Source organism: Nocardia sp. CA-136227 (assembly GCF_050955695.1).
In the GTDB taxonomy this organism is placed as follows: domain Bacteria; phylum Actinomycetota; class Actinomycetes; order Mycobacteriales; family Mycobacteriaceae; genus Nocardia.
Genome location: NZ_CP192081.1, coordinates 2,506,062 through 2,525,792, shown reverse-complemented (window position 1 = coordinate 2,525,792; position 19,731 = coordinate 2,506,062). Strand labels below are relative to the sequence as shown.

At 64.0% G+C, this 19,731-nt stretch carries 24 protein-coding genes; 12 read left to right on the top strand and 12 right to left on the bottom strand.

What is annotated here, in order from left to right; translation table 11 throughout:
* The 5 genes from ACQP06_RS11430 (at position 1) to ACQP06_RS11410 (ending at position 4,215) form a co-directional block, all read left to right on the top strand.
* The gene (locus ACQP06_RS11430; protein ID WP_433672191.1) at positions 1-360 is read left to right on the top strand and encodes a winged helix-turn-helix transcriptional regulator; all 360 of its coding nucleotides are present in this window, start codon (positions 1-3) and stop codon (positions 358-360) included.
* Positions 361-471: 111 nt separating this feature from the next.
* Complete coding sequence (locus ACQP06_RS11425; protein WP_433672190.1) at positions 472-1,215, top strand: hypothetical protein; 744 nt, start codon at positions 472-474, stop codon at positions 1,213-1,215.
* 144 nt (positions 1,216-1,359) lie between these two features.
* A complete protein-coding gene (locus ACQP06_RS11420; RefSeq protein WP_433671461.1) occupies positions 1,360-2,523 on the top strand; it encodes an IS30 family transposase in 1,164 nt (387 codons plus the stop codon).
* A gap of 94 nt (positions 2,524-2,617) precedes the next feature.
* Positions 2,618-3,523 (top strand): ADP-ribosylglycohydrolase family protein, encoded by a 906-nt coding sequence (locus ACQP06_RS11415; RefSeq protein ID WP_433672189.1) that lies wholly within the window; start codon positions 2,618-2,620, stop codon positions 3,521-3,523.
* A 167-nt stretch (positions 3,524-3,690) separates the two neighbouring features.
* The gene (locus ACQP06_RS11410) at positions 3,691-4,215 is read left to right on the top strand and encodes a DUF4334 domain-containing protein (protein ID WP_433672188.1); all 525 of its coding nucleotides are present in this window, start codon (positions 3,691-3,693) and stop codon (positions 4,213-4,215) included.
* Between the two features lie 60 nt (positions 4,216-4,275).
* On the opposite strand, the gene ACQP06_RS11405 is transcribed toward ACQP06_RS11410, so the two are convergent.
* Positions 4,276-5,055, bottom strand: a complete 780-nt coding sequence (locus ACQP06_RS11405) for an MBL fold metallo-hydrolase (protein ID WP_433672187.1) — start codon at positions 5,053-5,055, stop codon at positions 4,276-4,278.
* An 85-nt stretch (positions 5,056-5,140) separates the two neighbouring features.
* Between ACQP06_RS11405 and ACQP06_RS11400 the strand changes: the two genes are divergently transcribed.
* Positions 5,141-5,992, top strand: coding sequence for an alpha/beta fold hydrolase (locus tag ACQP06_RS11400; RefSeq protein ID WP_433672186.1), 852 nt, complete (start codon positions 5,141-5,143; stop codon positions 5,990-5,992).
* Positions 5,993-5,999: 7 nt separating this feature from the next.
* On the opposite strand, the gene ACQP06_RS11395 is transcribed toward ACQP06_RS11400, so the two are convergent.
* Together ACQP06_RS11395 and ACQP06_RS11390 are read right to left on the bottom strand one after the other, a co-directional pair.
* Positions 6,000-6,170, bottom strand: coding sequence for a hypothetical protein (locus tag ACQP06_RS11395; protein ID WP_433672185.1), 171 nt, complete (start codon positions 6,168-6,170; stop codon positions 6,000-6,002).
* A 181-nt stretch (positions 6,171-6,351) separates the two neighbouring features.
* On the bottom strand, positions 6,352-7,287 hold the full coding sequence (locus ACQP06_RS11390) for an alpha/beta fold hydrolase (protein WP_433672184.1): 936 nt from the start codon (positions 7,285-7,287) through the stop codon (positions 6,352-6,354).
* A gap of 113 nt (positions 7,288-7,400) precedes the next feature.
* Here ACQP06_RS11390 and ACQP06_RS11385 point away from each other — a divergent pair, with 113 nt between their 5' ends.
* Together ACQP06_RS11385 and ACQP06_RS11380 are read left to right on the top strand one after the other, a co-directional pair.
* Complete coding sequence (locus tag ACQP06_RS11385) at positions 7,401-7,802, top strand: winged helix-turn-helix transcriptional regulator (RefSeq protein WP_433673293.1); 402 nt, start codon at positions 7,401-7,403, stop codon at positions 7,800-7,802.
* A gap of 100 nt (positions 7,803-7,902) precedes the next feature.
* On the top strand, positions 7,903-8,565 hold the full coding sequence (locus tag ACQP06_RS11380; protein WP_433672183.1) for a Type 1 glutamine amidotransferase-like domain-containing protein: 663 nt from the start codon (positions 7,903-7,905) through the stop codon (positions 8,563-8,565).
* 128 nt (positions 8,566-8,693) lie between these two features.
* Here ACQP06_RS11380 and ACQP06_RS11375 read toward each other — a convergent pair whose 3' ends face one another.
* The 4 genes from ACQP06_RS11375 to ACQP06_RS11360 all read right to left on the bottom strand — a co-directional run bounded on the left by ACQP06_RS11375 (position 8,694) and on the right by ACQP06_RS11360 (position 12,748).
* Complete coding sequence (locus ACQP06_RS11375; protein ID WP_433672182.1) at positions 8,694-9,854, bottom strand: IS110 family transposase; 1,161 nt, start codon at positions 9,852-9,854, stop codon at positions 8,694-8,696.
* Positions 9,855-10,201: 347 nt separating this feature from the next.
* Positions 10,202-11,020 carry an acyl-CoA thioesterase domain-containing protein gene (locus ACQP06_RS11370; RefSeq protein ID WP_433672181.1) on the bottom strand — a complete coding sequence of 273 codons (819 nt, stop codon included), beginning with the start codon at positions 11,018-11,020 and terminating at the stop codon, positions 10,202-10,204.
* Positions 11,021-11,345: 325 nt separating this feature from the next.
* Positions 11,346-11,843 carry a hypothetical protein gene (locus ACQP06_RS11365; RefSeq protein WP_433672180.1) on the bottom strand — a complete coding sequence of 166 codons (498 nt, stop codon included), beginning with the start codon at positions 11,841-11,843 and terminating at the stop codon, positions 11,346-11,348.
* 389 nt (positions 11,844-12,232) lie between these two features.
* Positions 12,233-12,748, bottom strand: coding sequence for a DUF1990 family protein (locus ACQP06_RS11360; RefSeq protein WP_433672179.1), 516 nt, complete (start codon positions 12,746-12,748; stop codon positions 12,233-12,235).
* Between ACQP06_RS11360 and ACQP06_RS11355 the strand changes: the two genes are divergently transcribed.
* From ACQP06_RS11355 to ACQP06_RS11340, 4 genes are all read left to right on the top strand, one after another.
* Positions 12,741-13,145 carry a hypothetical protein gene (locus tag ACQP06_RS11355; RefSeq protein WP_433672178.1) on the top strand — a complete coding sequence of 135 codons (405 nt, stop codon included), beginning with the start codon at positions 12,741-12,743 and terminating at the stop codon, positions 13,143-13,145. The genes ACQP06_RS11360 and ACQP06_RS11355 overlap by 8 nt on opposite strands.
* A 718-nt stretch (positions 13,146-13,863) precedes the next feature.
* Positions 13,864-14,586 carry a LysE family translocator gene (locus tag ACQP06_RS11350; RefSeq protein WP_433672177.1) on the top strand — a complete coding sequence of 241 codons (723 nt, stop codon included), beginning with the start codon at positions 13,864-13,866 and terminating at the stop codon, positions 14,584-14,586.
* Positions 14,587-14,759: 173 nt separating this feature from the next.
* Positions 14,760-15,344 carry a DUF1877 family protein gene (locus ACQP06_RS11345; RefSeq protein WP_433672176.1) on the top strand — a complete coding sequence of 195 codons (585 nt, stop codon included), beginning with the start codon at positions 14,760-14,762 and terminating at the stop codon, positions 15,342-15,344.
* Between the two features lie 212 nt (positions 15,345-15,556).
* Positions 15,557-16,051 (top strand): hypothetical protein, encoded by a 495-nt coding sequence (locus tag ACQP06_RS11340; RefSeq protein WP_433672175.1) that lies wholly within the window; start codon positions 15,557-15,559, stop codon positions 16,049-16,051.
* A gap of 137 nt (positions 16,052-16,188) precedes the next feature.
* Here ACQP06_RS11340 and ACQP06_RS11335 read toward each other — a convergent pair whose 3' ends face one another.
* The 5 genes from ACQP06_RS11335 to ACQP06_RS11315 form a co-directional block, all read right to left on the bottom strand.
* Positions 16,189-16,737, bottom strand: coding sequence for a DUF6301 family protein (locus ACQP06_RS11335; RefSeq protein ID WP_433672174.1), 549 nt, complete (start codon positions 16,735-16,737; stop codon positions 16,189-16,191).
* 119 nt (positions 16,738-16,856) lie between these two features.
* A complete protein-coding gene (locus ACQP06_RS11330) occupies positions 16,857-17,216 on the bottom strand; it encodes a hypothetical protein (protein ID WP_433672173.1) in 360 nt (119 codons plus the stop codon).
* A gap of 174 nt (positions 17,217-17,390) precedes the next feature.
* On the bottom strand, positions 17,391-17,759 hold the full coding sequence (locus ACQP06_RS11325; RefSeq protein ID WP_433672172.1) for a VOC family protein: 369 nt from the start codon (positions 17,757-17,759) through the stop codon (positions 17,391-17,393).
* Positions 17,760-17,978: 219 nt separating this feature from the next.
* Positions 17,979-18,338, bottom strand: a complete 360-nt coding sequence (locus tag ACQP06_RS11320) for a hypothetical protein (RefSeq protein ID WP_433672171.1) — start codon at positions 18,336-18,338, stop codon at positions 17,979-17,981.
* A 905-nt stretch (positions 18,339-19,243) separates the two neighbouring features.
* Positions 19,244-19,714 (bottom strand): hypothetical protein, encoded by a 471-nt coding sequence (locus ACQP06_RS11315; RefSeq protein WP_433672170.1) that lies wholly within the window; start codon positions 19,712-19,714, stop codon positions 19,244-19,246.
* Between the last annotated feature and the right edge of the window lie 17 nt (positions 19,715-19,731).

Genomic DNA, 19,731 nt, shown 5'->3' with positions numbered 1-19,731 from the left:
GTGCCGACCGGAACACCGCGCCCCGGAATCCCGGTGCGCGGATCGACCACCGGCCGCCCGATCATGGCCCTGTTCGACCTGATCGGGCGGCGCTGGGTACTGCGCGTGCTCTGGGAACTCGACCAGGCCCCAACCCCTCTCACCTTCCGCGAACTACGGACCGCCTGCGGCGACCTCTCCTCGAGCGTGCTGACCCGCCGACTGGCCGAACTCGTCGAGGCGCGCCTCATCGAACATGCGGACGGATACCGGCTGACCAGCGCCGGGCGTGCACTCGTCGAGCGGCTCGCACCACTGACGCAGTGGGCGGACGAGTGGCAGACGACGATGGCCGAGTCAGCACCCCAAGCTGGGCGGTAGCCCGGCGACCCCGAACATACGCTCCTGCCGATTATCGAGTGGTGGACGCTGATCTGCTCTGGGATCATCGGGTCGACGTTCGACACCAGTGCCGGTGGGAGGAAATCGCGGATGACCACGACGCGGCGGTTCTGGATCGAATTCGACACGCACGAGTCCATCAACGCCTGGCTCTGGAAGGGTGTCGGCGTGACCGGCTTCGACGTGCGGGATTGCTTGTCGATGGTCGCCGATCTGTTCCCAGATGGACTGTTGCCACCCGTGCACCGAATTACCGTCGACGTCTCGCTGGCAGAGCCACTACCGGTGAATCGCCGCCATTTCGGCGTCTCGGTGTGGCGCGGCGTCTGGTATCCACCCGTGAACCTCGGAATCGGGCCGACCCACGACATCGACCGACGGGGAGCACCCTACGAGTACCCGACGCCTGTCACCGCGTCACGCGGCCGAGTGCGCGCTAACGCGAACCTGCGATTGAAAACCACATGGTGGGGCGAAATCCCGCATATCGATGGACTGCTGTGGCCACTGAGGGATATGCACCGCGCCGAGCGCGGCGGCCCTGGAATGCGGCTTTACGCCCCGGTGCTACGCGACGCCTGCGCGACGGATCCGACCTACGGTGCCCTGGTGCGCGAAGCCCTCGACTTCATGATCGAGTGGCGCCCGACACCGGACGAATGGTTCGATCCGACCGAAATCAGGTTCACCGATCAGAGCGAACTCGACGAGTACCTGCAAGCCTTCCGCGACTACCTGTTCGGAACCCGCCGAAACCCGCTCCCCCCTCCCGGCGGCGAACTGCTCGCACCCGACGAGCAACTAGAACTTCCCACAAGCGAACAAAACCTCTGAGGCCCAGCCCATCCCGTGATCGCAGCTGGGCGCGGCCCCACCAAGGCAGCACGGGACGCGGCTCGAGACATCCGGTCATGCCTGTGGTCTCAATGGGTTAGCGCAACACTGAGTTGGTCCTGGTGAACGAGGATGTGATGCGCGATGGCCTCGACAAGACCGTTGTCGGAGAAGAGAACACCGTTGTCCGAAGCCGAGGTCGAGGAGGTGTGGCGGCGGTGGCGATCGGGCCAGGCGATCAAGGTGCTGGCTCGGGAGATGCGTCGGCATCCCTCGACGGTGCGCGAGCTACTCAAACGATGCGGCGGGGTGCGTCGCCCACCGCGGCTTCGGAACACGATTCGACTGAGTCTGGCCGAGCGAGAAGAGATCTCGCGAGGGTTGGCCGCCGGCGAATCGCTGCGCGCCATTGCCCGGCAGCTGGGGCGGGCGCCGTCGACGATCTCGCGTGAGGTCGCCGGTCGAGGTGGACGCTTGGCCTATCGGGCTCTTGCCGCCGACCGGGCGGCCTGGGCTCGGGCGGTGAGACCGAAACCGACCATATTGTCGAAGAATCCGCAGCTGGCGCAGTGGGTGGCCGACAGACTCACTCAACATTGGTCGCCGCAGCAGATCGCGGGCTGGCTGCGCCGAAATCCACAGGCCAGCATGGGTTATGTGTCGCACGAGACGATCTATCGTTCGCTGTTCATTCAGGCCCGTGGCGAGTTGCGTCACGAGTTGACCCGGTATCTGCGCAGCCACCGCGCAATGCGCCGGCCCCGCGCAGCACGCCAGCCCGACGGACGCGGACAGCGCCGCGGCGTGCTCAATATCAGCGAACGCCCCGCCGAGGCCGCCGATCGAGCGGTGCCGGGGCATTGGGAAGGCGACCTGGTCTTCGGTCGGGGAATGTCTCCGATCGCCACCCTGGTCGAACGCTCCACCCGGTTCCTCATGCTGGTCGCGTTGCCCGAAGGGCACCGCGCCGACCTCGTCGCGGCCGCACTCGCCGCCAGGATCGGCACCTTACCGATCGCATTACGGCGCACTCTGACCTGGGATCAAGGCATCGAGATGACCGAACACGCCGCCTTCACCGTCGCCACCGGTGTCCCGGTCTACTTCTGCGACCCGAAAAGCCCCTGGCAGCGCGGCAGCAACGAAAACACCAATGGCCTGCTCCGTCAATACCTTCCCCGCCACCTCGACCTGCGCACCTACAGCCAAGCCGATCTCGATGCCATCGCCGACGAACTCAATGGACGCCCTCGACAAACCCTCGGATTCCGCACACCATCAGAAGCACTCGACGAAGTGTTGCGATGACCGCCTGAGCCCGCACCGAATAGAGCATGCGCTGGCAGGCGATGGGTTGTCGGCCATTGCAGATGCCGATCATGGTTGGCAGTATTGCCCGGGTATGCCACATCTATCCGATATCGCTCGTGACAGCCTCGACGGTCTGTCCGTGGGGGACGCACTGGGCGCCCAGTTCTTCGTGCCCGGCAGTTCGATTCCCGACCTTCTCGCCGGACGGCCACCCGTTGGACCGTGGCCCTGGACCGACGACACCGAGATGGCTTGCTCGGTGCACACCGAGATCCGCACCCGGGGCGGCATCGATCGCGACGCGCTCGCGACCGCGTTCGCCGACCGCTGCGAGCCCTACCGTGGTTACGGCGCCGGCACAGTCGTTGTGCTGCATGAGATCCGTGACGGGCGTCCCTGGGACGAAGCGGCCGCGGCCGCATTCGACGGACGTGGTTCCTGGGGCAACGGCGCGGCCATGCGCGTCGCCCCACTCGGAGCCCATTTCGCCGGCAACCCGGACCAGGCCGCCACTCAAGCGGCCTTCTCGGCCGAGATCACTCACCGCCATCCCGAGGCGATCCTCGGCGCCATGGCCGTGGCCGTCGCGGCCAGCCACGCCGCCGCCACTCGCGAAACAGGCTGCACACCAGCGGAACTGCTCGCCGCGGTCGACCCGTACCTGATCGACGGACACACCACCGCGGGTATTCGCCGAGCCCGGGAACTGCTGGGCCGCACAGTCGCCGAGGCCGCCTACGAGCTCGGGAACGGTGCCCGCGTCAGCGCCCAGGACACAGTTCCTTTCACCCTCTGGGTCGCGGCCACCTACCTGCACGACTACCCCGCCGCCATCACCGCCTGCATCCAAGCGGGCGGTGACGCGGACACCACCGCCGCCATCGCCGGCGGCATCGTGGCCGCGCATACCGGCATCGGAGACCGGGGCGACGTCAGAGGCGTACCGCACGAATGGCTTTCCGCCAGAGAGCCTCTCCCACCGTGGGCGATCCTCTGATCAGATTCCACCGCTTCGTGGCGATCAAATGATCCACCGGACGGGAACGCACTCATCTGCCGCTGGTCGCGCCGATTGAACCAGCGTCAACGACAACGCCGCATGCCCGACTTCGCTTCGGCCATGAGTTTGCCAGTAGATTGCTCCGGCACACGGCGGTATCGTGAATGCGAGCCTCCGCCGTTGGATTGGAGAGCACCGTGAGCGACGATCCGGCCCGCGAGAAATTCTCCGAGCTCAAGAAACGCGCCGGCCAGCGTCTGGTGACCGGACCACAGCGTTTCCTCATCCCCGACGCCGACCTCGACGAGTTCTGGGCCACGCTGGAGCCCGCGACCATCGACTTCATGATCGGCGAATGGGAGGGTGGCGAGTTCGACACCGGCCATCGCGAAAACGGAACGCTGGCCCAGATCAACTGGTTCGGCAAGACCTTCCATTCGGCCACCGACGTGCAGCCTCTGATCTGCCTGGACGCCGACGGCAACAAGTATTCGAACACCGAGAACGGCGAAGGCAGCCTCTGGATGGAGGAGTTCCGCGGCGAGGTCACCGCGACGATGGTGTTCGACGGGCAGCCCGTTCACGACCATTTCAAGAAGATCGACGACGACGCCGTGATGGGCATCATGGACGGCAAGAACGCCCTCGACGGCGGCCGATACGCATACTTCTATCTCGAGCGGGTCTAGATGTGCCATCTCGTGCACTGACGTGCCGATGACAACCTTATGTGGTCCGGATGGCATCGATCACGAGGTGGCCGCGGCCCGCTCGAACATGCCGGGATCGTGCGAGCACACCATCAGCAGGTCCGGACCGCTCGATCGATAGAGGTCGGCCAGGCGCGCGTGATTGTCCTGGACCAGCTCGCGGTCGTGGGCGAGCATGTTCTCCGCGGCGGCCAGCATCTCCGGCACCGGGGAGCGACCATCCACGGTGCCCGAATGCAGGAAGGCGTCACCGCAGTGCATGACCCAGCGGTGTCCGGCATCGACCGCGACCGCGGTGTGGCCGCGGGTGTGGCCGGGCATTGGGATCATCACAATGCCGGGGCTGATATCGGTCAGCTCCTGAGCCGTGAATCCACGCCAGCTCTCCCCCTCCGGCCGGTACTCGACGATCGTCGGATCGTGCTCCCACAGCATCGAATTGAACCGGAGCCGATCCCCGTCGGTCGGCCGGCGCATGGCGAGTGCCTCGGCTGCGGTGAGATGCAGTGCGGCGTGCGGAAAATCGGCGAGCCCGCCGACATGGTCGGAGTCGAGGTGGGTGGCGATCACGTGCCGGACGTCCTCGGGCTCGAACCCGAGCGCCCGGATCTGATGCACCGCGGTCTCGCTGGGATCCAGCACCGGGCGGATCAACATGCGCTCCACCCCGACCCGCCCCACGGGATCGGCGATATCCAGCAGCCCGAAGCCGCTGTCCACGAGCACGAGTCCCTCGGCGGTCTCGATCAGCAGCACGTGGCAGACCAGCGTCGCGTTGGACGCGCTCATGGTGCCGCAGTTCAGATGGTGAACCTTCATGAGATGAATTCTGGCTCGATTGGTGTCAGCGTGCACCTATCTGGACAGTGCAATCTCAGAGTGCTACTCATGGATTACGGTGCGTATGAGCCTGCACCGCAGCAGATTTCGGGGGAAATTGATGTCAGCATTCGTTCGGGAAGGTGCCGGCGAACCGGTACTACTGCTGCACGGGTTCACCCTGTCACACCATGTGTGGCGTGCCACGGTGACCGAGTTGTCGGCCGAGTACGACATTCTCGCGCCAACCCTGCCCGGCCACTGGGGCGGACCACCCCTGACCAAGCACGACAAAGGCGTGCGCGGAATCGCCGATGGCATCGAGCGCCGGCTCGACACACTCGGCTGGGAAACCTGCCATATCGTCGGGAACTCACTCGGCGGACATATCGCCTTCGAACTCGAACGCCGTAGGCGTGCACGCTCACTGGCCGCGATCAACTCCGGCATCGGAGCCAAGCGGTTCGACACCTCCGGAATCCGTGTCGGCCTCTTGTTCATCCTGCAATATCGTCTCGTCCTCGCGACCCGCATGCTCGGGGACCGAGTGGCCACTGATCCTCGTTTTCAGAAACCGGTGCTGGCCAACAGCGCTCACGACCTGTCCGGGATCGACCCCGCTGACGCTGCCGACATGGTGCGCGCTATCGCGTGCTGCCCGACATACCTGTCCTCGATGCTGGCGTTCGCACGTGACGGCCTTGTCGTCGACCTCGACCAGGTCCGTGTTCCAACCTCGATCATGGTCTCCGAGTTCGACATCTACCCCAACCAGGCACCGCACATCCGTCGGATCCTCGACCACCTCCCCAACCACATCCGCGAGGTGGCATTGCCCGGCGTCGGACACATCCCGATGATCGAAGCACCCGCACAAATCGCGAATGCTCTGCGGCAGCACTTCAGCTTCGCCAAGGCCAATACGCCCCCGGGCTAGGACGCCGCTATGACAAGTGCTCACCTACCAGACCCAGAAGTTTGTGCAGCACGAAGACCAGTGGGGCCAGCAATATGCCCAGCATCAACGCGATTCCCAGCATGATGAGCGTCCATGTCCGCAGGCGGCGCCAGATCGCGGCCGCTGTCGAACGACGATGTTGCACAGTGAATCCCATTCATCCCCTTCCTTCGGGTACCGCCAGTGGGCGGACCCGTCGATGCCGGTCGGGCTCCCATCGAACGCACCCTACTGCCGATGAGCGTGTACGCCGGAGAGCGCATTGAGCCCCGTGTTCCGCGATATCGCGGCGGATGGCACGGTGCTGCGGGTGCGGGTCCAGCTCGGTGCCCCGGAAATCACTCGTGCGGACGCGGCGTCTCGACCAGCCGTGGTTCAGTGATCGTTGGGGTTTCCGCTGATGCGGTTGCGTTGTTGGTGGCGAGGAAGGGCATCATGAGGTCGAGCAGTTCGTGGGGCCTGTCCAGGGGGATGATGTGGCCGCAATCCGGAATGACCTGTCCTGCAAGGTCATCGGTGATGGGGCGGAGCTGCCGCTCCAGCGCGTCACCGACGGGGTGGGCGCCGATGGCCAAGGTGGGCGTAGTGAGGCGGTTGGCCGCCACGGCTTGATCGAGCTGGTGGGCGGTGGTCGACAGTGCTCGGTAGTAGGAGAAGGCGGACCGTAGGGCGTCAACTCCGGTGTAGGCGTCGACGAATGCGTCGTGGATATCTGCCCGCACACCCCGGCCGCGGGTGCCGGTGGTGAGAAACCATTCGATGTACCGCGCCTCGTTGCCGAGCAGGACCGTTTCGGCGAGACCGGGGACGGCGTGGAATCCGAACCACCACGGCGGACCCGCGGCGAGGAAGTCCTCGGCGCCGGGGAGCCTGCCCAGCAGTGCCTCCATGACCACCAGCCGTCGTACCCGGTCGGGGTGGCGCAGGGCGAGCAGGACCGCGACCGGGGTGCCGGCATCGATCGCGACCACGGACGCGGTGGGTTCGCCGAGGGCATCGAGGATTCCGGCGATATCGGCGGCCAGCGTGCCGGCGTCGTAGCCGTCCGGCGCGCGGGTGGTGGCGCCGAACCCGCGGAGGTCGGGGGCGATGACCCGGTAATGCGCGGACAGCGGGCCGATGATTTCGCTCCACAGTCGCCAGGTGTGCGGAAAGCCGTGCAGCAGAACGACTGCGGGGCCGGAGCCTGCAATGGCGACATTGGCGCGGATGCCGTTTGTCTCGATCCGGCGCAGCTCGATGGACGTGGCATGTAGCGGTGACGTGGGCGGCATGGAGACCTCCAGCTGGTTACCATTGGTTACCAGAAAACGGTAGGTAACCTCAGTTGCCCTGCCAAGAAGGCACTTCGACTACAGGTGGTGAGGTCCAGGTGACTACTCGATCAGTGCATGCGAACGCGCCGGATCGCGGTGATCTGTTCGATTCCCAATGCCCGACACGTCAATTGCTGGACCGCATCGGAACTAAATGGATGTCGATGGCGGTCAAGGTCCTCGCGCAGGCCGCCCCGGGCGAGGTGCGGTTCGCCGACCTGCGGCGGCGGATGCCCGGTGTATCCCAGAAGATGATGTCGGTGACCCTGCACAACCTGGTCCGGGACGGTCTGGTCATCCGTCGAGTCGAGCCGACAGTGCCACCGCGCGTGCACTATCGGCTCACCGAATTGGGCTTTTCCCTGGAGATTCCGTTGGCGGCGTTGCGCACCTGGGCGGAGGATCATATGGCCGAGATCGACTACGCCAACACCGTCAACGACGCACAAGCCGACCCGGCCGCCACCGAATAACCTGAGGAACCTCCGAACAGACGCGCGAATTACGATGAGCCCCGGATCGGTCCTGGTCTTCAGGCACATCCACCTTCCGCGCACGAATCTGGAGGCACGTGTGAAGCTCCTGCTCACGTCAGGTGGCGTCACGAACCCGAGCATCCAATCCGAACTCGTGCAGCTCCTCGGTAAGCCGATCTCCCAATGCCACGCCTTGTGCGTCCCGACAGCACAGTGGGGTCACCCGGGGTGCACTCCGACATCGGTGCGGGGATTCGTTGCCGCAGAGCCCAGATGGCAGCACCTCACCGGCCTGGGTTGGGCATCGCTCGGCGTCCTGGAGCTTTCCGCACTGCCCACCATCGGCGCGCAGCGATGGGTTCCCTGGGTCCGGGAGGCCGACGTGCTCCTGGTCGACGGCGGCGACGCGACGTACCTGTGCCACTGGATGCGGGAGTCCGGACTGGCCGATCTGCTGCCGTCGCTGCCCGACACGGTATGGGTGGGAGTCAGTGCCGGAAGCATGGTGCTGACACCGCGAATCGGAACCGCCTTCGTCGAGTGGCCTTCCGCGCCGGATGACCGCACCCTGGGAGTCGTTGACTTCTCGATCTTTCCGCACCTGGATGCTTTCCCGGGGAACACCCTCGCTGACGCACAGCGCTGGGCGGCCGACATCGGCGTACCCGCCTACGCCATCGACGAACAGACGGCGATCAAGGTCGTCGACGGCTCGGTGGAGGTGGTTTCCGAAGGGCAATGGACGAAGTTCGGCGCTTAGCCGCCGCATCGCCCCTTGGAATAACGCTGAGCCACCAGGCCGGTGAGACCTGGCGCAAGCCATGTCGATGAGATCGAGGCGTCATCAGGCTGCAGAGCACGAATAATCGCTCATGGCTCCCCTTTATGTCAAGCCGTTGATGTGGCTGCGGGGTTAGCCTGTGTGGTGGGTCCGGGCTGTGGCTTGTCCGAAGGATCGGTGTGCGGGTTGGAGCCGGTCGCGCTGGTATGAGTAGTCGTTCCCGGTTGCCCTCCCGGGCCCGCTAGTTCGGTTCGCCGTTGATCGGTGAGCATTCGGGTGTAGACGACGTTGGAGAGTCTGCGTTTGAGTGCGCGCATGGCTTCCATCGAGGTCTTGCCGCCCGCTTTGCGGGCGTCGTAATAGGTCCGGCCCGCGGTGTGGTTGCGTAGCTGGACCACTGCCATGATGTGCAGCACTCGGTTGATCTTGCGGTTGCCAGCGCGGGAAAGCCGATGACGTTGCTGATCTCCGGAGGAAGCATCCAATGGTGCGGTGCCGTTCCAGGACGCGAACCGGTCCTTGGTCGCGAACCGATGAATATCACCGGTGTCAGCCAAAAGCCTTGCTGCGCTGGATGGTCCGATGCCATGGAGGTCCATCAAGGTCGAGCCATGCTCGGTGACCAGTTGTCGAAGTTCTTTGTCCGCGGCCTTGATCTTGCGGTCGATGGTTTCGAGTTCTTCGATCAGTTCGATGCTGAGCCGCAGTTGAACTCGGCCGACGGGATCGCTGGGGCGCAAGGAGCTGGTCAGGTCGCGGGCCTGCGAAGCGGACAGAAACTTCTTGGCGCCGCCGGGGATGAGTTCCAGTAGCAGCCGGTGCAGTCGGTTGAGTGTTTCGGTGCGGGCGCGCCCGAGTCCGTCGCGGCGGTCGGCGAGCATGCCCAATGCCACGATTTCCGGATCGGCGGTGACGCGGCGCAGGTTCGGTGCGTGTAGTGCTGCCAGGGCGACCGAATGAGCGTCGACGGGGTCGGTTTTGCGGCCGTTGCCGGTGGCGAAGACCCTGATCTGTGCCGAGAGTTTCGCCGGCACGTCGATAACGGTTTCGCCGTCGTGGACCAGGCGGTGCGCCAGGTGGCGGCCGACGCCGTTGCAGTCCTCGACGGCCCAGATCCGTTCACCGAATTGCTCGGCCCTGGCGCGCATTTCGGAGTATCCGGCCGTGTCGGTGGTGAATCGGCCGGCGGCCAGGATCCGCGCGGTGTGGTCGATGATTTCGATGGTGGCCGAGCGTTTGTGCGGATCCATCCCGATGATGACGGTCATCGGTGTTCCTTCCTGCCTCGCAGAGTGTGTGGTGTCCGTGCGAGGAGGGCACCGCTACTTCGAGCCGAGCAAACCCCTTTTCCAGCCACTCCCGCACGGCACCCGGTGAGAGGCAGCCATGAGAGAGCCACACCGATCACGCTGGCGGGCAGCCGCATTGAGGAGCATCTCACCGGGCACCTGGATCAGATCCTGGCCGGGACCCGACCCTCACACCAGTCTTAAGTAGCCGCATACCGCGCTGACCGAACCGGCCAGCGCGGGGTGCCGGCGGCCGGAACCTGGTGTTGCGATGACCGCCTGAGCCCGTACCGATGAGCGTGACTCCAGCGCATCTCGTGCTGGGTCTAGAAGTGAACCTGCCGGTGCGTGTTGGCCACTGCGGTGACGGAGGTGACTCCGAGGACGCCGAATTCGTCATAGACAGTGGCGGAACCGACTGCGACACCGGCAGCGGCGTGCTGACCGTTTGATTCCAGACCTAGACCATCGGATTCAGGCATCCGGTGAAGGTTCAGGGTGACGTCGGCGTTGATGAAGGGCACGCCGGCCTCGCTCCAGTTGGTGACGAAACTCGTGGCCTCGGCCAGAGTGGCAACGCGGGTGAAGGGAGTGGATTTCTCGCCTGCGATGGCGGGGATCATCGTCGTGGTCCACATCCGTTTGCGGGCGTTGTTTCGGTGGTCGGCGAAATCAGCCGACCAGTCGTTGGGGTATCCCGCGCTGCTGATCATCGAGGCCGGTGTGGTTGGCACCGCCGGATCCACAACGATGCCAGGATGGGAGAAGTCCGGGGTGGGTGTCCAGGCATCGCCTTCGGCCTGGTCCGCCTCCAACGGGCGCACGAATAGCGCCGAGGCTCTGACGACGACGTGATCGGACTGGATCAAGTCCAGATGCAGGAGCGTCAGTCTTGCGCTCGATCGGATGAGTTCAGTCCGGGCTTGGATCGCGTCGAAGGTGGTGGGTCGGACGAAGTCGAGGGTTAGGCGGCATCCAGCTGACTCGATCGGACAGTGTTGTTCCAGTTCCCGAGCTGCGAGCGCGGTCAGGGCCTGGCCGCCGATCGAGTCGGGTCTCCACGGTCCTCGCGCAGCTTCGAGTGCGGCGAACCCACCATCGATCGATTCGAAGAATCCAGTTGCCAACTCAACGGCATTCGCCATCCCGCACGCCCCCTGACATGTTCTGTATCGCTACGATACAGAGATACTAGAACACGTTACAATATGATGCGCTTTTGCACCTTGAATGCCCTGCGTCGCAACAGAATCCGCATGCCGCAGCGCCTCGCCGGAACAGTCACGGCGATCGACCCTAAATCCGCATACAGCGCCTCGCCGCTACGCGGGAAACGCACTACTTTGCCGCATGTCGCGCTGAGCGAATCGGCCAGCGCGGGGCGCCGGCGGCCGGGACCCGGTGCTGTGCAGAACGTTCGCTTCTGCCGATGAGCGAGTCAACAGCAGAAGGGAGGGTCTGGGAGCGACCTCAGTTCTCCGCGGTGACTCGTTCGGTGCAAGTCCAGACGCGATACATAGCGTCGGCGCCGCCGCCCCAGCCTTCTCCAGTCAGCCTCTCGATCATCTCGAAGACATAGTCCTCACTCAGAGGTTCCGGTGCCAAGGCTTCCTCGCGAAGCTGCTCCCCACTCTCATCGACGACTTCGCCCTCCGCATAGACGACACGACGAATCGGGGCTCCGTCGACGTACCACGCGAAGCCGTGCAGCGTGGAAACGCTGTTGGTCACCCATGCCAGAGCTCGCCCCTTGGGCGAAACCTGAAGCACCGCATCATCGTTGAAGCTCACCCGAAACTCGGGGTCGGCGACAAAGGTCCACCCGCCGACTACGGCGATGCCATAATCGCAGGGGTGTTCGTAAACGGCATCGATGTCGAGGGTCTGTCCTGTGTCGCGCGGTCGACCTGGAAGTCGAGCAGCATCCACTGGCCCCTCAACGATCAGCCCGTTCACCTTCCAACCCACGCCGAACTCCCTCCCCGCCATCACGATCAATCATCAGTGAGCTGAACCTAGTCGAAACCTCCGACATGGCCGTTGCTGGCGCGAAGCGGGGCCCACCGAAAGAACGCACTGTAATGCCGCGACCCGGGCGTGCCACAACCGTCGCCCGAACCGAGAAACGTCTACTCCAAACGCGAATTCCGGGCGGTGGAAACACTATCGGCCACATGTTGTGGTGAGGGGGATGCTGGTTCGGTGAGCGGCTCCCTGCCGAACCTGTCATAAACGTTCTGTCCGCTTGATCATCCGATACTGCCGCGACTCGAGCCTTCGGCACCAGCGGCAAGCGCGGCCGGCGAGTGCACATACCTGCAGAGTCCAGGATGATTTGCAGGCCTGGCCGTATGGCGTCAGGCGGCCTTCAAAACCCGCAGGTAGCGGCGTCGGTAAACGCGTTGCGCGAGAAGCAGGATGGGGAATCCCCATCTCCACGGTCCGGTAGGCGCGGCGCGCGTCAGCGATCGCAGGGTGAGGTAGACCGTGCCATCGCGGTCGCGGTGGACGATGAACGCCTCCTCGCCGGAAACCGGATGTCCGTGCAGGGTGCCGTAGGCGAATCCGCGCCGGTCGGGTAGGTCGACCACTTGCACCACCCGTACGGGTTCATGCACCAGCACAGGTCCGAAACCGGCCGAGATCCTATAGTTGGCGCCCTCGACAGCACCGGTGTCGGGGTTGACCCGAAAGCCGCTGCGCCGCTTGACGCCCCAGCGTATGACCTCTGCCGACACCTGGTCCCAGAAATCAGTTCCGTGCCCGATCTCCACCGTGCGGGCGTAAGACCGGAAGCCCGATGGCGCTTGTTTCCATCGGGAATCCGCGGGCCGGGTGGCTCCGACCTCGCTGTAGGTGAGAACCGTGGTCACCGCGGCACCGCCGATGTTTCAAAGTGCTTGCCCATACGAGGATCCTTCCACTCGAGCCTGTGAACGCACTGATCTGCCGCATACCGCGCCGACCGAACCAGCCAGCGCAGCGCGCCGCGGGCCGGAACCTGTTGAGTGCAAGCAAGGGGTGACGGATGACCCGAGCCGAATCGGCGAGATTAGATGGAGCGCATGGACAAATATGAATGGGCCGACGCGCATCGCAGCGCTATCGATCTGCTGGAGACTCTGTAACAACGGGCGAGCCAGGGTAGTGGCCGATTGGGGGAATCTCGATCACCGGTTTCTGATCGAGGAGGGGCTCGCGGCGGCCAACGGAGATTTTCTGGTGTGGACCGAACAGGGCTATCAGTGTCTGATGAATCTGTGGCGCTGATACCCGCGCCGAAGTGGTCAGGAAACCCACGGCCAGAACAAGTTTGGGCTGTACTCAGCTGAGTACGCTCATGCCGCTGATCGCTCGGTTTGGGACGGCCGCGGTGCCCGACCGAAAGCACTGATCTGGCGATTCCAACGCGACCTCACTCGCGGGCTCCGGCAGCTACGGTCGACCAGGTTGAAGTCTCGCGGGCACGCCCATTACACGGAGCCGGCGCCCGATGATCTCCATCTCGACACGCGTGCCTTCGAGGCCGGTCGCGCGTAGCTCCTCGGCCAAGGCTTTGGCCTGTGCCAGCGACAGAGGCCCAGTCAGGCGTAGCACTCGCATTAGCGTGGCTGCCGGCACATCGACCGATCCGAGTTCGAGGACAGTAGTTCTGTTCGCGGCCAAGATGGCATCACGAAAGCCCGAGAGTGGTTGCGGATAACCGCAGTCCGCCCAGACCGCGCCACACGTCGAGCATTGCCCGTCGATATCCCACCGGTGGTCTTCGCCTACCAGCGCCTCGGTGAGTGTGGACTCTGTCAGTGAGTCGCAGTTGATACATGGCATCGGGTACGGGGCTGATTCGGTGACGATCTCCACCTCGTCGAACCTAGTCGCGTGACAGCGCGACGCGAGTTCGACGATCTGTCGGCCGGATCTGGATGCCGGTGTGCGAGTCGAGAGCTCAGATCACGATCTGCGAAACGCACTAATCTGCCGCGTCGGCGTGCAGAACCTGGTGCGGTGCAGAACGTCCACTCCTGCCGATGAGCGACTGGACCGCAGCGGTTTCAAGGCGAACGCCGGATACGCTGTGGCAGTGGTCCACTCGTTGCTGTCCTTCGCTGTGGTGGCCGGTCTGCTCACGCTCGTTCCTGGACTTGATACCGCACTCGTACTACGGGCCGCGGTGAGCCATGGTCGCCGCTACGCGTTCGCCTCTGCCGTCGGTATCGGTTGCGGCACACTGGTGTGGGGCCTGGCCGCCGCCGCAGGCGTCTCGACGCTGCTGGCGGCATCGGAGCTGGCCTACACGGCGCTGCGGACCGCGGGAGCGGTCTATCTGGCATGGATGGGTATCGCCATGATCAGAGAGGGTCTGTCGAGCCCCTCAGCGAGGTCCCAAGCCGCAGTCGATTTTTCACCGCGAAGTGTGGTCGGTGCGTGGGTCCGCGGGATGGGCACGAATTTGCTCAACCCGAAGGTCGGCGTGTTCTATGCCGCGATGCTGCCTCAGTTCCTGCCGGAAGGGATGCCGCATTTGGTGATGGGCTGCGCCCTTGCGCTGGTGCACAACGTGGAGGGGATCGCGTGGTTCACGGTCCTTATCAGCGCTGCGGGCGCGGCGAAGACTTGGCTGAGCCGAGAGACCGTACGACGTGGGATGGACACGGTTACAGGAGCAATTCTGCTCGGCTTCGGCTTGAAGCTGGCCACCAGTCATCGATGACGTCCGCCGAACAGCTGAGGTCGATCGGCCCCAATGTGATGGAGTCTCGTATCCTGTCTTGCCGCTGACCGCTCAGCTTGAGACTGCCGCGGCGCCCGCCGGTAAACGCACTGAACTGCCGATTCTGGGAGGCTGTGCCGAGCCGCTGTGACAGCGAAAACTACGATCTCGAGATGGCCCTCGATGCTTGGTACCAGGCAATCCCATACGACCCACTGCTGGAGCGCGCCATGCAGGATCGCGATGCCGCAGAGGGCGCTATCCAGTTCTTCGGCACCTTGGCCACCGACGACATTTCGAACTATTCGGATGAACCGATCTGCCTCGAGCTGGCGCCGGTCGCTCGTCAGATCCTGGCCGAGCGGCCCGGCATTCTGGACCGGAAACTCTCCACGCGGGGATGGGACGCGGTGTATTGGTTGCTCGCGCCCAACCGCCGGAACCAGGAAGAGCAAGACCCGACCGGATTGGCCGAGATCGCAGTGTTTGGAGCTGAGCCCTTCGCCTCGGGCGCGACTGCAACGCAAGGGTTTCCACTCCGGTTTGTCCGGCCGCCCACAGCACGGACCGTGGCCGAACACATCGAGAGCAGCCTGGAGAGCGCTGCACGGCTCTTCGACGCCGAAGCCATGAAAGCCTCTGGCGTCTACAAAGGTCCGTGGGATCGCGATCACCTGCTCGATCTGCTGGCTCAGTATGCACAGTTGTATCGACTCGCAGCCGACCTGGACGAATGCGTGCTGGTAGTGCTCGACTGAACCGGTGCGGATCAGGCATCCGCTCATTCCGCATGCCGCGCTGGCCATATCGGCCAGCACCGCACCACGGAAGGTCAATGGGCCAGGCCATCTGGCGGAAGCCGGATGCCCGCGCATCCGATGGCCGGGCCGTTACGACCCGGTCAGAAATCAAGCTGCGTCTGCTGACTCTGGGCGGTAGCGTGGGCGCTCGGTCTTGCGAGGGAGGGATTTTGGCGCATATCTGGGTGGTCGTGTGCTTGCCACCGGATGCGATCGATGACGTGCAGACGGCGCTCACTCGAGCCCTCGCTCCCTTCGAGATGTATGAACAGCCCGCCGAGCGAAGTATGTGGGATACCTGGCGGATTCGCGGCGGTGGCGAAGGCGCCGGGTTCTTTGTACGACCGGGCTTCGAGGACGACCCCCGGTTGATTCACGACACCCCCAACTACAGAGGCGAAGTGTTGCCTACCAACAGAGGCGAGTGTGCGGGAGGGCCAAAGGGATCGCTGGACCTCGCCAGAAAAACTCTCGCCTGGTCCGATGTACTCACTCTCGACGGTTGGTGGGTCGAGGAGAGTGGCGTCTGGGCGCACAGGGACTGGGACGAAAACACGTCCTACGAAGACGAGCCCGACTGCCCGGTACCACCTGGTGGCAACAAGGACTATCTAGCGGCGTTGCCCGAAGACACAGTGCTTGTCCAGGTCTATTGCCACGGCTGACAACGCACTCATCTGCCGCTTCCCGCGCTGACCGAACCTGCCAGCGCCGACGCCGCTCGGGACCGTCGGCGGTGTCTGCTCATGCCGACTGCAGTGTGTCGAGCGGGCCCTGCCAGGAACCTCGCAGCACGCTGAACCTAGTCCTCGTCCTCGTCGTCTTCCTCTTCGTCCCCGTCGTACATGAAGTCGCGAGCGCCCTCTTCGTCCAGGCACCGTTGATATCTCGGGTTGACCAGATCCAGCTGGATGAAATCGTCGTGCGGGGCAACCGTGATGACCACTTTGGGGAATCGCCAGTAGTCGTTGTCCAGATCCTCACCGAAGACGTACTCAGATACCGGTCCCAACTCCTTGGCCAGACGTTCTCGGAGTTGGTGGTGAAGCGCTGCGGACTGTGCTTTCGTGGGCTTCGTCTGTCCGGAATCGGCGACGTAGATCCTCATCTCGTCGATGCCCCCGCCACCTCCGGCCTGCCGGTCCATGAACCGCCTGGTGAAGACAACGTGACACCGCGGCTGATGAACGTCGAGGTTGGTCTGGAGGGTAGGACCGCTACCCCGCACTCCGTCCACGATGCTCCACTGCGTGGCTTCGCAGAAGCGAGCCACGTCCCGATCGGTCCATGTCCAGCCGAATTCGCTTGCGATGCGGGCGATGCGAGCTGCCCCATCGATATCTGCTTTCACATGTCAACTCATACACAACACGGCTCGGCGGGGAACGTCGAGCTTCCGCTCATGCCGCGACCCGCGGTCGGGCCGCGTGGGCTGGTGAACGGTGTCGTTTGCGATGGACATTCTGTCGGTCAGTGTGAGGGATCGTGGTCTGGGGGCTGGCTGTAGAAGATTGCTTCGAGTGACTGGCGTAGTGGGCGATCCAATGGCTTTCCGCCGGTGTCGAGGCCAGGTGCCGGATTGTCTGCGAACCCAGCGATATGCTCGGATTTCCCATCGGCGGTGGTGGCCCAGACCTGAGTGTCTGCCGGGCGCCAGATGACCACTGTATCCGGGTAGTGGCTGAGTTCGGCCAGCATCGCATCAGGTCCGCGGAAGGCGAGGACGACCTTGCCTTCACCTGGGAACTCGTATTGCATTGCCTCCGGCTCGATCACGATGGTGAACCGGTGGCTGTCGGGCGGAGCCGACACCGCGAGCTGAAACTCCATCCGCCCATCGTGCAGCAGCTACTCACAGAGCGCACTACTCTGCCGCATACCGCGCTGACCGAACCGGCCAGCGCGGGGCGTCGGCATCCGGAACCTGGTGCGGCGAAGAACGTCCGCTACTGCCGAGTTGAGGATCTGTGCTGAGCGGTTCTCGTTCGCACTCGTCGACGATGTTCAATTTAGGGTCAGGCAGAACGGATGTCCGGCAGGATCGATGAGGACCCGGGCTCTTTCGCCCGCTGGCTGATGTTCTGGCCTGGTTGCGCCCAAGCGCAGCAGTATTGCTTCCATCTGATCGAGATCCTCGACCTCGAAGTCGAGATGAATCTGTTGGGGCACAGTCTGATCGGGCCATTGTGGTCGTCGATACCCGTCGACTCGTTGGAATCCCATGAACAGCCCTCCCACACCGATCAGACCGGCAAAATCGTTGTGGGACTTGGGATGAAGCTCGGAACCTGTCACTTGCCGGTAGAACTCAGCCAGCGCACCGGGGTCCTCGCAGTCGAGGGTGATTGCCACCAACTTCAAGCGTGCGGTCATACGATGTCTCCTTCGGGCCACCTCCACACCACCACAGTCAGCCTCGCGAGCGCGACTTGGTGAACACACTCAACTGCCGCATACCGCGCTGACCGAACCGGCCAGCGCGGGCACCGGCGGTCGGAACCTGGTGCGGTGCAGAACGTCGGCTACTGCCGATGATCGTGCCTCGCGGTGCGTCGATTCCCGACCTTGAAGGTGATGATGCTCCACTCGCACCTAGGGGCGAAAGCGGCCTGTCTGGCGGTCGTGACAGACCAGGCCGTAAACCTTCGCCAGGCCAGCTACGAAGGCGGAAACCTCGTCTTCTCGACCCCACTGGATACGAACGCAAACGAACGAGCCGTCTGCATCACCCGCCCCACCACATGACCAAGGACTATCTTCCTCGTCCTCAGGCCAACGCCGTAGCAGGGCTTGTGTGAAGTCCGAGATCTTCGAGCTTGGGGGAAGGGGGTAGGGCTTCGCTCCCTTGAGAATTCGTTCGCTCTGGTCTTCATTGATTCGATCCAGTTCGTACCAATGGTCAGCATCGCTGCGTGTCCGGTCGGCTTCCCAGATGTCGAGGTCATAACTCACGCGGAGAAGTCTGCACTCACATACCGACAGCCTCGGAACACCGCTGGCGTTCGGGAATGCGCTGTACTGCCGCTACCCGCGCGGTCCGGGGCCGCGGTGGTGGTCCCGCGGGCAGCTGGAACCCTTTACGCCGCAGAACGTCCGCTTCTGCCGAATTGAGTGTACCTAGGGATTCGGCGGTAGGAACCGATTCATGTCTTGGTCTGCCCCTATCCACCCGTCGTCGTCCACGGTGATCGGGACGAGTTTGCCCGCCGACGTCACCAACCACGCCACCACCAACTCGGGCGCTGAGTCCGGGTCCTGAGGCCCGTGTCCCCGCTGACAGGCGTGCCACCCGCCCCCTGGGAACGCGGTGACCACTTGGCTGGCCTTTTCCAGGTGCGAGAAGTCGGAATAGTCCGTAACCGGCCGTCGCACACCTGTTTCCGGGTCGACCACCAGCGCGGTTCCTGTGACTGAATCCCATCCGTCGACTGTCCGCTGGCGAGCCATCCGGGTGTCGGTTCCGGTGAAGAAGGCCATCCAGCCGGTGGGGGTGTATTCGCTGAAAACTGCACGCCCAGGATCATGCCTGGCAAAGACCGCACCCCGTCCAGTTTCCCAGCCCTGGCACGCACTCATCGGCGCATCCCGCGCGCTTCACGGCAGCCAGCGCGACCCGACTGAAGATCAACGGCCCCTGGGCATTCTCAGGGCCATTCTGTGTCCGCACCGAATTGAGTGCGTTGAGCACAGCGAGTCTGGTTCAGTTGGTGTCGGTCGAGTAGGGGCGATCGGCCATGATCGAGATACGACATCCGGCGGTGTCGACGTTCACGTCCGAGGCGATCGCGGTGAATCCTGCAGTGCTGCCGATGAGGTCATGCAGATCGAGATCGGCAGGCGGTAGTCACCGGCGACACTCACTCGTGTGCGTCGGTGCCCTCATCTGAATGCCATCGGAACCACATACCGGTATCAGCGGCTCGAAAGCCGTCGCCGTTGTCGAATCTGCGTTCGGCCAGAAGCTTTCGCTTCTTCTCTGGAACTTGACGGTGCGGAGCGACCAGATTGGCCAATTCGTCGTAGCGGGTGTTGATGCCACCGAGACCCGGATGGCTGTCGTCCCCCGCCTTGCCAGCCTCGCGGCGCAGTTCCCAGGCGATGTAGATTGCCCACGACTCACGCTCCCAGGCCACCGCTTCTTCGCTAGCGGGCCAGACGTAGTACTCGTACATGTCGTCAGCGTGGTCGAAGGCCCAGCCGTTGTAATAGTGTGGCTGACCGCCGACATCGGCTAACCCGGCTCGCGGCCAGTCATACCGTTCTGATTCGGTGTACACACGCTCGAAGCCGTCCGCGATCAGGTCTGCCTCGTCCCATTCTCTACGCACGCACGAATGCTAAACCG